Origin of the sequence: Rossellomorea aquimaris (genome assembly GCF_008180865.1) — a bacterium.
Taxonomy (GTDB): Bacteria; Bacillota; Bacilli; order Bacillales; family Bacillaceae_B; genus Rossellomorea; species Rossellomorea yichunensis.
Genome location: NZ_VTEX01000004.1, coordinates 294,308 through 308,818, shown reverse-complemented (window position 1 = coordinate 308,818; position 14,511 = coordinate 294,308). Strand labels below are relative to the sequence as shown.

Annotated in this window: 13 protein-coding genes; 10 read left to right on the top strand and 3 right to left on the bottom strand. The window is 41.5% G+C overall.

Features of this window, described 5'->3' with window-relative positions:
• Positions 1-395 precede the first annotated feature (395 nt).
• Entirely contained in the window at positions 396-1,769 is a 1,374-nt protein-coding gene (locus FZC88_RS16935; RefSeq protein WP_148969715.1) for a glycine--tRNA ligase, read from the bottom strand.
• Between the two features lie 466 nt (positions 1,770-2,235).
• On the opposite strand from FZC88_RS16935, the gene FZC88_RS16930 reads away from it, so the two are divergent.
• From FZC88_RS16930 to FZC88_RS16885, 10 genes are all read left to right on the top strand, one after another.
• Complete coding sequence (locus FZC88_RS16930) at positions 2,236-2,862, top strand: helix-turn-helix transcriptional regulator (protein WP_148969714.1); 627 nt, start codon at positions 2,236-2,238, stop codon at positions 2,860-2,862.
• A gap of 13 nt (positions 2,863-2,875) precedes the next feature.
• Positions 2,876-3,688: a pyruvate, water dikinase regulatory protein gene (locus FZC88_RS16925; protein ID WP_113970612.1), complete on the top strand. Its 813-nt coding sequence runs from the start codon at positions 2,876-2,878 to the stop codon at positions 3,686-3,688.
• A gap of 310 nt (positions 3,689-3,998) precedes the next feature.
• Positions 3,999-4,466 carry a YaiI/YqxD family protein gene (locus FZC88_RS16920; protein WP_148969713.1) on the top strand — a complete coding sequence of 156 codons (468 nt, stop codon included), beginning with the start codon at positions 3,999-4,001 and terminating at the stop codon, positions 4,464-4,466.
• 44 nt (positions 4,467-4,510) lie between these two features.
• Complete coding sequence (gene dnaG, locus FZC88_RS16915) at positions 4,511-6,322, top strand: DNA primase (protein WP_148995748.1); 1,812 nt, start codon at positions 4,511-4,513, stop codon at positions 6,320-6,322.
• A gap of 33 nt (positions 6,323-6,355) precedes the next feature.
• Complete coding sequence (gene rpoD / locus FZC88_RS16910) at positions 6,356-7,486, top strand: RNA polymerase sigma factor RpoD (RefSeq protein ID WP_044339621.1); 1,131 nt, start codon at positions 6,356-6,358, stop codon at positions 7,484-7,486.
• 123 nt (positions 7,487-7,609) lie between these two features.
• Positions 7,610-8,128 carry a hypothetical protein gene (locus FZC88_RS16905; RefSeq protein ID WP_148995747.1) on the top strand — a complete coding sequence of 173 codons (519 nt, stop codon included), beginning with the start codon at positions 7,610-7,612 and terminating at the stop codon, positions 8,126-8,128.
• A gap of 183 nt (positions 8,129-8,311) precedes the next feature.
• The gene (locus FZC88_RS16900) at positions 8,312-9,454 is read left to right on the top strand and encodes an acyl-CoA dehydrogenase (protein WP_148995746.1); all 1,143 of its coding nucleotides are present in this window, start codon (positions 8,312-8,314) and stop codon (positions 9,452-9,454) included.
• Between the two features lie 230 nt (positions 9,455-9,684).
• The gene (cccA, locus tag FZC88_RS16895; RefSeq protein WP_148969708.1) at positions 9,685-10,059 is read left to right on the top strand and encodes a cytochrome c550; all 375 of its coding nucleotides are present in this window, start codon (positions 9,685-9,687) and stop codon (positions 10,057-10,059) included.
• A 117-nt stretch (positions 10,060-10,176) separates the two neighbouring features.
• Complete coding sequence (locus FZC88_RS16890; protein WP_148995745.1) at positions 10,177-10,887, top strand: tRNA (adenine(22)-N(1))-methyltransferase; 711 nt, start codon at positions 10,177-10,179, stop codon at positions 10,885-10,887.
• Positions 10,884-12,002 carry a Nif3-like dinuclear metal center hexameric protein gene (locus tag FZC88_RS16885; protein WP_148995744.1) on the top strand — a complete coding sequence of 373 codons (1,119 nt, stop codon included), beginning with the start codon at positions 10,884-10,886 and terminating at the stop codon, positions 12,000-12,002. The genes FZC88_RS16890 and FZC88_RS16885 overlap by 4 nt, the downstream gene beginning before the upstream one ends.
• 40 nt (positions 12,003-12,042) lie before the next feature.
• Here FZC88_RS16885 and FZC88_RS16880 read toward each other — a convergent pair whose 3' ends face one another.
• Both FZC88_RS16880 and FZC88_RS16875 read right to left on the bottom strand, forming a co-directional pair.
• Complete coding sequence (locus FZC88_RS16880) at positions 12,043-12,999, bottom strand: 4-hydroxy-3-methylbut-2-enyl diphosphate reductase (protein WP_148995743.1); 957 nt, start codon at positions 12,997-12,999, stop codon at positions 12,043-12,045.
• A 700-nt stretch (positions 13,000-13,699) separates the two neighbouring features.
• Entirely contained in the window at positions 13,700-14,443 is a 744-nt protein-coding gene (locus FZC88_RS16875) for a YqfQ family protein (RefSeq protein ID WP_262371897.1), read from the bottom strand.
• Between the last annotated feature and the right edge of the window lie 68 nt (positions 14,444-14,511).

The following is a 14,511-nucleotide window of genomic DNA, read 5'->3' as shown; positions in this document are numbered from 1 at the left end:
CCCCTCCGCTTTGGGTGTCTGCTAGCTCCGGGGCTTAGAGGCTCGAGGTCATAAGTCAAACATACCAAAAAGGCAAAGAACGCCTTTCCGGTATGTTCGTCTTATGCTTGTCGCCTCTGGGCAAAGCCCCTCCGCTTTAGGTGTCTGCTAGCTCCGGGGCTTAGAGGCTCGAGGTCATAAGTCAAACATACCAAAAAGGCAAAGAACGCCTTTCCGGTATGTTCGTCTTATGCTTGTCGCCTCTGGGCAAAGCCCCTCCGCTTTAGGTGTCTGCTAGCTCCGGCGGCTAGAGGCTCGAGGTCATAAGTCAACCCTGCCAAAAAGGCAAAGAACGCCTTTCCGGCAGGGCTGTCTTATGCTTGTCGCCTCTGAACGAGCCGCCTCCGCTTTAGGTTTTAAAATTTAATTTTCTCCTGCAGGAACGCCTTTACTTCACTGATCGGCATTCTGACCTGATCCATTGTGTCACGGTCACGGACTGTCACTTGGCCATCTTCAACCGAGTCAAAGTCAAATGTGATACAGAATGGCGTACCGATTTCATCTTGACGACGGTAGCGTTTACCGATTGATGCTGTTTCGTCGAAGTCAATCATAAGGTCCTGTGATAATTCTTCATACACCTTGAATGCATCATCAGATAATTTCTTCGAAAGGGGCAGGACCGCTGCTTTGAATGGAGCCAGTGCCGGATGGAAGCGGAGCACTGTACGTGAATCATTTTCAAGCTCCTCTTCTTCAAATGCGTCACACAGGAATGCTAGAGTGACACGGTCTGCACCAAGGGACGGTTCAATACAGTATGGTACATACTTTTCATTTGTTTGAGGATCCATGTAGTGGAAGTCCTCATTCGAATGTTCCATATGACGCTTCAGGTCAAAGTCAGTTCGATCTGCTACACCCCAAAGCTCTCCCCAACCGAATGGGAATTTGTACTCAATATCCGTAGTTGCATTACTGTAATGTGATAATTCATCTTGATCATGATCGCGGAGACGCATGTTATCTTCATTCATTCCCAGGTTAAGCAACCAGTTTTTACAGAATTCACGCCAGTAAGAGAACCATTCTAGGTCTTCTCCTGGTTTACAGAAGAATTCCAGTTCCATTTGTTCAAATTCACGTGTTCTGAATGTGAAGTTACCAGGTGTAATTTCATTACGGAAGCTTTTTCCGACTTGAGCAATACCGAAAGGCATTTTCTTGCGCATTGAGCGCTGAACATTCTTGAAGTTAACAAATATACCTTGAGCTGTTTCCGGGCGCAAATAGATTTCGTTTGTAGAAGATTCTGTCACACCCTGATGAGTCTTAAACATTAAATCGAATTGACGGATATCGGTGAAATCCTGGCTTCCGCAATCAGGGCAAACGATACTGTGTTCCTTGATGATTTCTTCCATTTTTTCAAATGAAAGTCCATCCACTATCATCTCGATGCCTTTTTCTTCAAGGGCATTTTCGATGATTTTGTCTGCACGATGACGTGTTTTACACTGCTTGCAGTCGATCATTGGATCGTTGAAGTTTCCAACGTGACCAGAAGCTACCCAAGTTTGCGGATTCATTAAGATACTTGCATCAAGACCCACATTGTAAGGGGATTCCTGAACGAATTTTTTCCACCATGCTTTTTTTATATTATTTTTTAATTCTACACCTAGTGGACCGTAATCCCACGTGTTAGCAAGTCCTCCGTAAATTTCAGAACCCGGGAAAACAAATCCGCGATGCTTCGCTAAATTCACTACTTGTTCCATTGACATAAAAGTCACTCCTTTTCATCATGTATGTAATAAAATAAAAAAGCTCGTCCCTAGGCATATAGCCTAGGGACGAGCTTGATACTCGCGGTTCCACCCTAGTTGATATACGTTATGTATACCCACTTTTAAATGTAAAATAGCTCGGGATTGCCGTTTCCCTGCTTTCCAGGCTTTCACCGTCCCTGGTCGCTTGAGTGCAGCAAGTACTTATTGATCCGTCATAGCATTATTGATTATAAGATGAAGACATTTTATCATGATAAAGAAATAAAAACAACTACTGATCAGTAGAAGGGAAAAGATTTGAAGTTTGTATCAAAAAAAGATAATCTGTGTTAGGTGAAATTTAAAATATAGTGTTGACACAATTGAATGATAATATGCTCTTTTCATTTTTTTTAAATAGTATATAATATTTCATATAAAGTATAACATAAATCGTTTGTCCGTTAGGTGGTGAGTAACAATCGAACTTAATAAGCGTCAAGAACATATCTTACAAATAGTTAAAGACAACGGACCTATCACTGGTGAACAAATCGCCGATCAATTAAACTTGACCAGGGCGACTCTCAGACCTGATTTAGCCATTCTGACCATGGCGGGTTACCTCGATGCCCGTCCCAGAGTGGGATATTTCTATACAGGGAAAACAGGAACGCAGCTGTTGACAGAAAACCTTAACAAAATATATGTTAAAGATTATCAATCGATTCCTGTAGTGGTAAACGAAAATGTTTCTGTGTATGATGCCATTGTTACAATGTTCCTGGAGGACGTAGGAACATTGTTTGTAGTGGATGCCAATACGTACTTAGTTGGCGTCCTGTCCCGTAAGGATCTGTTAAGGGCGAGCATCGGGAAGCAGGAACTAAGTACCTTGCCGGTGAATATCATTATGACGAGAATGCCTAATATTACGGTCTGTGAAAAGGATGACCAGCTAATAGGTGTGGCCAAAGACTTGATTCATAAGCAAATCGACTCTGTTCCGGTGATTAAGAAAACAGATAAAGGCGATTTAGAGGTCATAGGCAGAATTACGAAAACCAATATCACAAAAGCATTTGTAGCGTTAGCAGATGAATATTAGAAGGTGGTGAACGATCGTGAAAGAACCGATCATCTATGTTGTATCCGACTCGGTGGGTGAAACTGCTGAACTAGTCACAAAAGCGGCGATTAGCCAATTCAATGGTTCCAATACGGTCATTAAACGCTTTCCGTATGTAGAGGACTTAGAGCATATCGATGAAGTGATTTCCCTGGCGAAATTAAACCAGGGCCTGATCGTGTACACACTCGTAAAGCCGGATATGCGTGCTTATATTAAAAAAGAAGCTGAAAGAGAAGAGTTGTATGCATTTGATATTATCGGTCCATTAATGGATAAATATCAATCAGCTTACCAAAAGGAACCATTGTTCGAACCGGGAACGGTAAGAAAGCTGGATGATGATTACTTCAAGAAAGTGGAAGCGATAGAGTTTGCCGTCAAGTACGATGATGGGCGGGACCCCCGTGGCATCCTTAGAGCAGATATTGTGCTTGTAGGTGTTTCCAGAACTTCAAAGACGCCGTTATCACAATATCTTGCCCTGAAGAGAATTAAGGTGGCTAACGTACCACTAGTACCGGAAGTCGATCCACCAGAAGAATTGTTTATGGTTTCTCCGAAGAAGTGCTTCGGATTGAAGATCAGTCCTGAGAAGTTGAATACGATTCGCAGGGAAAGATTAAAGTCATTAGGATTGAATGATCAGGCAAGCTATGCAAATATTCAACGCATTGAAGATGAGCTGAAATATTTCGAGAAAATAACGAATCGCATCGGTTGCCATGTGATTGACGTAACAAACAAAGCTGTAGAAGAAACAGCCAATGTCATTACGAATATCTATCAACACTCAAGCAATTAACTTGTATAAAAGAATGATTCTCTCCCTGAATTGAATGGGAAGGGATCATTCTTTTTTGTTGAATCCAAACGGAAACAACTAAAGGTTTTATAAATTGAGTTTTTATAGTGGTCAAACTTGTCCGATTATACTATAATAAAAAATTGTGATAAAAATATTTAAAATAGGTTTAGACTAAACTCTTAAGGAATAAACTAATTATTGTGATATGTCAAGTCTCGTCTTAATTAAAATTCGACAATTTTAATCAATTCTCTAGGAATATTCATAAAAAGAGAAGGATAATACGGAGTGATGTAGAATAGTTAGTATTAGCGAACATAAGTCTACCGTATATGTAGATGCAGATGCTTGCCCGGTAAAACAGGAAATCATTAAAATTACCAGGGGATATGGCTTTGAAGTTGTTTTTGTTGCTTCTCATGCCCATAGAAAGAACACACCTGATCAAGGCAGGTGGGTATATGTCGATAGTTCGAAAGAAGCGGCTGACTTATACATCATGAACCATGTTAAACCACATGACGTACTGGTTACCCAGGATATTGGATTGGCGTCACTGGTTTTACCGAAAAAAGTTTATGCCATCTCTCCCAGGGGAAAAGCCTACAGGGAAGAGAGTATAGTCACGGCACTCGATTATCGATACGTCGCAGCAAAAGAACGCCGTAGAGGAAACTATGGTAAAGGTCCTAAACCTTTTACAAATGAAGACAGAGAAACTTTTTGTATTTCCTTCGATAAAATCTTGTCGGAAATTGCAGGAGAATCGGAATAAATACAGAATGGATTAAGAGGGTAAATAAAAACAGGTGATAAATCGTGTCTGAAAGAATCCCTGAAGATAAGTTAAATAAAATATTATCGTCAACCGATATCGTAGATGTCGTCAGTGATTATGTACAACTGAAAAAGCAGGGACGCAATTATTTTGGTTTGTGTCCGTTTCATGGAGAGAATACTCCATCTTTTTCTGTTTCCCCTGACAAACAGATATTTCACTGTTTCGGATGTGGGGCCGGGGGAAATGCGTTTACGTTTCTAATGGATGTGGATGGTTTAAGCTTCCTGGAAGCAGCGCAAAAGCTTGGATCTAAAGTAGGAGAAGAAATCTCCATACAGGCATCTTCGTCTGAAAGGGAGCTTCCCCCTCAAGAAGATGAAAAGCAAATGATGGAAGCTCATGGGTTATTAAGTAAATTTTACCATCATCTCCTTCTAAATACAAAAGAAGGTCAGGAAGCCCTCGAATATTTATTGGCTCGGGGGTTTACGACTGAAAGCATTACTAAATTTCAGATTGGATGGTCACTTCCAAGCTGGGATTTCACGGTTAAGTTCCTTCAGAAGCGAGGCTATTCCCTGGAGCTGATGGAAGCGGCGGGTTTACTCGTTAGAAGGGAAAGAGACAATTCCTTCTTGGATCGCTTCAGGGGAAGAATCATGTTTCCTATAGTTGATACGAAAGGGAACACGGTCGCTTTTTCAGGAAGAAGCATCGATGCGAATGATGAACCGAAGTACTTAAACAGTCCGGAAACGAAAATTTTTAACAAAAGCAGCATTCTTTATAATTATCACGGCGCACGTTCAATGATTAGAAGAAAACAGCAGGCTATTCTGTTTGAAGGATTTGCCGACGTCATATCAGCCAGTGAAGCAGAGGTGGAAAATGGCGTAGCCACTATGGGTACATCATTAACAGAGCAGCAAATCGGACTGCTTAAACGCCTGACTGATTCCGTGATCATATGTTATGACGGTGATTCTGCTGGAGTGGAAGCCGCATTCCGGGCTGGAAATCTTCTGCACAATCATCAGCTGAACATTCGTGTCGCAACAATACCGGAACAATTAGACCCTGATGACTACATTTCAAAATATGGTCCAACAAAGTTTCAACAGGATGTAATAGGGGCAAGCTTAACGTTCATGGCATTTAAGCTTCGGTACTATAAGCTGAATAAAAACTTAAATGATGAAGGAGATCGCCTTAAGTATATAGAAGACATACTTAAGGAAATTACCCAACTGAGTAAAGCGGTTGAAAAGGATTATTATTTAAGGTATTTAGCAGATGAGTTCCAATTATCTCTTGATGCTCTTCAACAGCAGCTCTTTGAACTGGAAGGCCCTGACAAACGGAATTCCAAACCTCCTAAACAGGTAGGTATGCAAGGCAATTTCTCCAGGAAGACTCAGTCAAAACTATTACCCGCTTATCAAACGGCTGAGAGAAGATTGATTGCCTATATGCTTAAGGACCCGAACATCGCTTATAAGATTCAGGAGTGGCTTGCAGGTACTCACCTTAATATTGATGAACATCAGGCTATTATTACTTATTTATTGGGTTATTATGAAGAAGGTCTACCTCCAAGTGCCAGTGCCTTTATCGGGTACCTTCCCGATGAGAGGCTAAGAAGGATCGTAACGGACATTGAAATGATGTCAATAAGCGAGGAAAGTACGGACCAGGAATTAGTGGATTATGTAAATCAGGTGTTAAAACATCAAAAGATGTTGAGAATAAAAGAAAAAGAAGTGGAAAGAAAAGAAGCAGAACGACTAAAGGATTACCGAAAAGAAGCACAAATAGCAATGGAAATCTTACAGCTGCGTAAGTCTCTATAAAGTTTTGTAAGGAAGTTGGAAGGAGGGGAACAAATGGCTGAAAAGTCAGCGCGTTCCAAACAAATAGCATCAGAATTAACAGTTGATCAGGTGAAAGAATTTTTAGTTAACCAAGGTAAGAAAAGAGGAGTCCTCACATACGAAGATATTGCTGATAAATTATCAGGGTTTGAGTTAGATTCCGATCAAATGGATGAATTCTACGAACAATTAGGTGAACAAGGTGTAGAAATTATCAATGAAAATGACGAAGATGATGATCCGGGTGCTACGGAGTTAGAAAAAGAAGAGGAAGAAGAATTCAATCTGAATGATTTAAGCGTTCCTCCAGGAGTTAAAATAAATGATCCTGTCCGTATGTATCTGAAAGAAATTGGAAGAGTTGATCTCTTATCTGCTGAGGAAGAGATAAATCTTGCCAAGAGGATTGAAGAAGGCGATGAGGAAGCTAAGCGACGTCTTGCTGAAGCGAACTTACGACTTGTTGTCAGTATTGCCAAGCGTTACGTTGGTCGTGGGATGTTATTCTTGGATCTTATCCAGGAAGGAAATATGGGTCTGATTAAAGCGGTAGAAAAGTTTGATTATCGTAAAGGGTACAAATTCAGTACGTATGCAACCTGGTGGATTCGCCAAGCCATCACCCGTGCGATCGCTGACCAGGCCAGAACGATTCGTATCCCGGTTCATATGGTGGAAACCATTAACAAGCTTATTCGTGTACAAAGACAGTTATTGCAAGACTTAGGGCGTGAACCGGCACCGGAAGAAATTGCAGAAGAAATGGATTTGACCCCTGAAAAGGTCCGGGAAATTCTTAAGATCGCTCAAGAGCCTGTATCCCTTGAAACGCCAATTGGTGAAGAAGACGATTCTCATCTTGGTGACTTCATTGAAGATGCAGAAGCTCAATCTCCTTCAGAACATGCTGCTTACGAACTTTTAAAAGAACAGCTTGAAGATGTACTGGATACTTTAACAGATCGTGAAGAAAATGTTCTTCGTTTACGCTTTGGTCTGGACGATGGCAGAACCCGCACACTTGAAGAAGTAGGAAAAGTCTTCGGTGTAACAAGGGAACGTATTCGTCAGATTGAAGCAAAAGCTCTTAGAAAACTGCGTCATCCAAGCAGAAGCAAACGGTTAAAGGACTTTTTAGAATAGAAAAAACCTTTTACTGCCTCTATTTTGAATAGAGGTAGTTTTTTTTGCTCTAAATAAAGGTTTTTTCAACCCCTTTGACGAATGTAGCTAAAAGATTTAAGAGATAAAGGTGTGACATCTACTGTGAAAACAATAAAAAATTCAAGAAAAGAATTGATTGCGAATGAAATACAGCTTTGGAAGCAAGCTAATATGCTGCCAGAGCACTATTGTAACTATCTCCTTGCATTATATACCGAAGGAGACGGTATGGAACACAGTGATCAAAAGAATGCCCAAAAGAAGATAATGCTCAAAGACTTCTTATTATCAATTTGTGCGATATTAATTTCATTATTTGTCATTTATTTTACTGAATTGTCAATCGTTTTGCAAACAACGATTTTGGCAAGTTTTGTCGGATTATTAGTAGCGATAGGAATTTATTATACTAAAAAACAATTATCGCCATTACTCTTGTATATGGCTGCCGCATGTATACTTCTTCTGTCCTCCATAGAAATAACAGAAGAGTTATTCGGTAGGAGTTCTTTCGGAATGTACATAACCTTATTTCTGAACTGTTTCCTTTGGATAGGTGCAGGTTTGAAATGGAAGCTGGGCTATCTTTCCCTTTCAGGTATGGCAGGGGGGGCCTACTAATTATTTTTATATTACTATAACTTCTGAAAATTTAAAAGTTTTTTAAAGTTGAGAAAATTCACTATTCCCTTTTATAATAAGAATGAGAGCGCATTCATAGAGTGCAGTGATTATGTTTGAAAGCGCTGTTATGGAAATGGAGTTAGGGCTTTCAGTCATCAAAGTTAGACAAGGGGGATAAGGATGAATTTTGACTTAACACAAGAACAAACAATGATTAAAAAGACAATCAGGGAATTTGCTGAGGAAGAAGTGGCTCCTGGTGCATTGGATCGGGACCGCACAAAGGAGTTTCCTAAAGAAATTTTCAAGAAGCTTTCTGATCTGGGGATGATGGGACTTCCGTTTCCCGAGGAATATGGGGGGGCAGGCGCCGATACGGTCAGTTTCGCCATTGTAACCGAAGAGCTTAGCAGAGCTTGTGCGTCGACAGGTATTACGTACTCTGCTCATATTTCTCTGGGTGGAGCACCCATTAACTTATTTGGTTCTCATGAACAAAAGCAGGAATACTTAACGCCAATCTGTACAGGGGAGTCATTTGGCGCTTTTGGCCTGACGGAACCTAATGCAGGTTCCGATGCAGGCGGCACCCAAACCACTGCAGAAGATAAAGGGGATAAATGGGTCATTAATGGTAATAAATGCTATATTACCAATGCAAGCTATGCGAATCATCTCGCTTTAACAGCGATTACTGGTAGAAACAATGGGAACAAAGAAATTAGTGCGATTATCGTTCCGACTAAAGCAAAAGGATTTACGGTAATCGATAATTATGAAAAAATGGGACTTCATTCATCAAATACGACTGAGTTGGTTCTTGAGGATGTGGAAGTGCCTAAAGAAAACCTGTTAGGAAAGCAAGGAGAAGGTTTCAAGCAGTTCCTTGTCACCCTGGACGGCGGAAGGATTGGAATCGGTGCCATGGCTGTTGGTGTGGCACAGGCTGCCTTTGATAAAGCACTGCAGTATTCCAAGGAAAGAAAGCAATTCGGCAAAACCTTATCACAGTTTCAAGTCACTCAATTTAAGCTTGCTGACATGGCAATGAAGATCGAACTGGCAAGGAATATGGTTCATAAGGCAGCATGGCTGAAAGATCAAGGAAGACCATTTTCGAAGGAAGCATCCATGTGTAAGCTTTACGCTTCAGAAATCAGTATGGAAGTAGCGGATGAAGCCATTCAGATACATGGTGGATACGGTTACATGAAAGAATACCATGTGGAAAGATATCTACGGGATGCCAAGCTCCTTGAAATCGGGGAAGGTACCTCAGAAGTTCAGAGAATGGTCATTTCAAGGCTGATAGGCTGTCAATAAGGTGAAAACATCATAACAGCAATAAGGAGCTCTATTGGTCCGTTCTGGGGCAGTAGAGCTCTCCCTCTTTTAATGAAAACTTTCCTTATTTCACACGAAATGTGTCTAATTTGTGAGAAAGATGGAAAAGTTAATTGATAGTACTTTTACTTTGTCGTTTTTTACAGTAAAATATAAAGTGTTGAAAAGAGCACTATTTTTGGATGTTGTACATAAAGGAGGTTAAAATCATGAATCGTAATCCAATTATTCCATTCGTACTTATCATGGCTCTTGGAATTGGTCTTGTTTTCTTCTTATCTTTAGAAGGCCTTAATAACGCTGATGAAAAAGCAAAAGAAGAAGGTCACGGAGAAATGGAAGGTAAAGAAGGCGAACAGGCTTCAAGCGGAGAATTCGATCCGGAAGCTAAGTACAAAGAGTCTTGTGTATCTTGTCATGGTGGAAACTATGAAGGTGGCGCCGGTCCTGCTCTAAAAGGAACAAAGCTATCTAAAGACGAAATTAAAGAAACGATCAAAAACGGTAAAGGTATGATGCCGGCTGGTCTAGTAGAAGAAGGAAATCTGGATGCTATGGCAGACTGGATTAAATCACTTAAATAATCAATGATTGAAAAAGGTTCTTTGTCTTTTGGGCAAAGGACTTTTTTTATCGTGTAAAGTTGGTTAGAATGATTATCGTATATGATTTACCCAATAAAAATGATTAAAGGTGAACGAATGAATATTCAACAGTTATCAAAACGACTAGAAACAGTTGTTTCATACATACCCAAGCAATCGAAAATCGCTGATATCGGTTCGGATCATGCATACTTACCGTGCTATGCCGTCAATAAAGGCATTGCGGCCTCTGCCATCGCAGGAGAAGTAGTGAAAGGGCCATATCTTTCTGCCAAGAAACAAGTGGAAGATGCCGAATTAACTCAAGAGGTCGAAGTAAGATTAGGGAATGGCCTGGAAGTGATTTCTCCAGGTGAAGTGGATTGTATTACGATTGCCGGAATGGGGGGCACATTGATTGCCTCTATCCTGGAGGCGGGTAAAGCAAAGCTGATCAATCAACCCAGGTTGGTCCTTCAGCCTAATGTGAGTGCAAGGTCCATCCGGACGTGGCTTATGGACAATGAATGGGACTTAATAGGGGAAGAAATTCTTGAAGAAGATGATAAGGTATATGAAATTCTAGTGGCGGAGAAAGGAAACCCGAGACGCCACTACTCTGGTGAGCTTGAAAAAGAGTTGCTCCTCGGTCCACTTTTGATGAAGGAGCGTAACGATGCATTTTTGAAAAAATGGAATCAGGAGCTTCATCAATGGAAGAATATATTGAATAACATGGAAAAAGCAGAAAAGACGGATGCGTTGGAAGAACGAAAACGGGAACTCATTCAAAAAATAAAAATGGTGGAGGAGGTTCTTATCCTATGAAGACAGTAAACGGCCATGAGATCATTCAGCTGTTTGAGCAATTTTCACCAAAATATTTAGCAGAAGAAGGGGATCCGATTGGTCTTCAAATTGGTAAGTTGAACGAAAAGGTTGAAAATGTGATGATCACCCTGGATGTATTGGAGAATGTGGTGGATGAAGCAATCAAAAACAACGTGAAATTAATCATTGCTCACCACCCACCGCTTTTTCGTCCACTAAAGTCCCTGCAAACTGACACGTATCAAGGACGGATGATCGAGAAGTTAATCAAGCATGATATTGCCGTGTATGCGGCCCATACGAATCTTGATGTGGCGACAGGGGGAGTGAATGACCTTCTGTCCGACATGCTGCATTTGCAGGATACGTCTGTACTCGTCCCTACTCACCAAGAGGAGCTCCGTAAATTGGTCGTTTATGTGCCAAAAGAAAATGCAAAGGAACTTCGAACGGCCCTCGGTAATGCGGGAGCCGGGCACATCGGTAACTACTCACATTGCAGCTTTTCGACTGAAGGAAAGGGGAGATTCTTCCCTGAGGAAGGCACGAACCCTCAAATCGGGAAGCAAGGCTCCCTTGAGGAAGTAGCAGAAGAGAAAGTGGAGACGGTTTATCCTGCTTCTTCAGAGAGAAAAGTGTTGAAAGCCATGTTTACCCATCATCCTTATGAAGAAGTTGCCTATGATATCTATTCCCTCAAAAACGGATCACCCGCTTTAGGTTTAGGTAGAATCGGACATTTACAAGATGAGATGAGTCTTAAGGAATTTGCCTTAGTTGTGAAAGAAACATTTGGTATGGACGGAATCAGAGTCATCGGGGATGGAGAAGCGAAAGTGAAGAAAGTAGCGGTGCTTGGCGGAGATGGAAATAAGTTTATCGGAAAAGCGAAAAGACAGGGAGCGGATGTATTCGTTTCAGGAGATATCTATTACCACACCGCCCACGATGCCATGATGATGGGGCTGAATGTAGTTGATGCAGGTCATCACATCGAAAAGGTCATGAAGGATGGAGTGGCCAGTTATTTAGCGAAAAAATCCTCTGAAAAAGGGTATATCGTCAATATATTCGCGTCAAAAGCTGAAACCAACCCATTTACTTATATGTAAAGATGAAAGGCCCCTTAGAAATTCTAAGGGGCCTTTCACTTTATTTTGTTCCCAACTTAGCTTTTCGTACTTTAGGGAGAATTTTATTTAATGGAACATTTCGCTCTCTTGTCCAAGTGGATTCATCATTTGGATTAAAAGCTTCAAGGAATTTAATGACTTCTTTTACGATTGGAGTAGGAGTGGATGCACCGGCTGTTACCGCAACGACGCCCGCATCTTTAATCCATTCTATATCCAATTCACCAATGTCTGAGATGCGATGTGCAGGAGTACCTGCGATATCCTTTGATACTTGAGCAAGGCGGTTGGAGTTATTACTTTTTGGATCTCCTACGACGATGAGAACATCTGCATCTCCAGCTTGTTCAGCAACTGCTTCTTGACGAACCTGGGTAGCCAGGCAAATTTCTTTATGCAGTTCAACGTGAGGATACATTTCCTTTACTTTATCCATCGTATCCAATACGTCCCATTGACTCATCGTCGTTTGGTTGGTCACAATGATTTTTTCGTTATCAATAGAAAGTTTTTCTACATCTTCAGCTGTTTCCACGAGATGAACGATCTCAGGTGCAACCCCGACAGCTCCTTCAGGCTCTGGATGTCCTTTTTTACCGATATAGATCACGTCGTAACCTTCCGCTTCTTTAGCGCGAATCAGATCATGTGTTTTCGTTACATCAGGACAAGTTGCGTCCAGTGTGACAAGTCCTTTTTGTTTGGCTATTTCTTTCACTTCAGGAGAGACTCCATGAGCGGTGAAGATCACCGTTCCTTCATTTACTTGTTCGATGATTTCTTTTCTGTTGCTGCCATCCAGGGTAATGATCCCGTCTTCTTCGAATGCGTCAGTGACGTGCTTGTTGTGAACGATCATGCCTAAAATATAAATTGGACGAGGAAGCGATTTGTCTAATGCGGCGTTTCTTGCAATGACCATTGCATCTACAACCCCGTAACAATAGCCTCTCGGTGTAATCTTAATAATTTCCATCTATGAATATCCTCCTACATGAGAAAAGGTTTTGTCTTCATTATAAAGGAGAATGGTCTTCCTGACAAAGAGAACGATAATCATATGAACCTTTCCCTATCGAACTGCCTTCTTAGCGGCCTTTAATAAAAGGCTCTTTTCGTAAAGTTTGTTGCTATTGTAGAGGAGAAAGTTATAGTTGATTTCCGCTACAGGATGCTCGCTTTCCGCGGGGCTGGCGGTGAGCCTCCTCGGCTGCGCCTCCGGGGTCTCAGCTGACCAGCTACGGGGCTTAGGGGCTCGAGGTCATAAGCCGAGTCTGCCAAAAAGACAAAGAGCGCCTTTCCGGCAGACTCGACTTATGCTTGTCGCCCCTAGGCAAAGCCCCTCCGCTTTTCGTACTGTCCAGCTATTCCCGCAGGAGTCGAGCCTCCTTCCGCTCCAAACAACTTTCTGAGCATGTATCCTTAATAGAAAACAATTAAAACAAGAATTTTAGCAAACAATCTTATTAAAGATAAGTAGAAATTGATTTTCCTTTTAAGAAAGAAGAATTTATTTTCTAGTTACATTGTTTTGTTGCACACCTTGAAGCTCTGTCATGAAAATTCCATTAAAGATGGTGAGGGAGATTCTATGTTAGAAAACATCAATCTTTGCGAAAAGAGCCAAATAAAAAAATCCCTAAACAGGTGATTCAGTACCTTTAGGGATCCCGGCCTTAAATATACAGTTTGGGTTTTGATCCTGATTTAGACTTAGATGGTGCCTGGATATCTTCAAGACCTTCAATATCCTCTGAGATTTCTACGGGTTGTTTCTTCTTCTTTTTTTTCTTTACGGTGGATTCGACTTCAGGGATGTCGATATCCGCATTTTTTTCTTCGCTATTCCCGTCGTCGGACGCATCATCAGCAGACATATCTTTGAATCCACGATATAACTTCCATAGTGCCGGGATATTTTTCACCATAGGTCCATATTGTTGGAACATCGGACCCAGCTGTTGAGCGGTCTGGAGCATTTGCTGTGTATTGGATAAAAATGAATTCACATTACCGGGGTTCAATAAGCTCTGGAGGATTCCGCCGGCTGCCTGGGGAGATCGTTCAAAGCCGGTCGTGTTGGAAGATGAGTCCCCTCTGGAAAATTGTTGTAATAATCCTCCGCCTGTATTCTGATTATCTCCCTTTTTAAGAAGCTTAGACAATAAACCACCTTTACCTGTCCCTCTGCTTCTTCCTCTCTGGTTCATCCCTATATTGAAACCTTGATTTTGTCGTTGTCCTCCAAATTGAAACGGAGGTGGCTGCGTCTGCCCCTGCGTCTGCCCCTGCGTCTGCCTCAGTCCAAAGCCATTCCTTCTAGGCTGCTGCATTCCGAACCCATTGAATCCCTGCTGCTGTCTCATCCCGAAAGGATTTCGCATATCCTGACCTTGATTCCTCATTCTTCTAGGCGGCATAATGACAGCCTCCTTTCATTCGAATAAATTCCTCGTCAGTATAGAGTATGCAATAGGTGAAAAAAGGG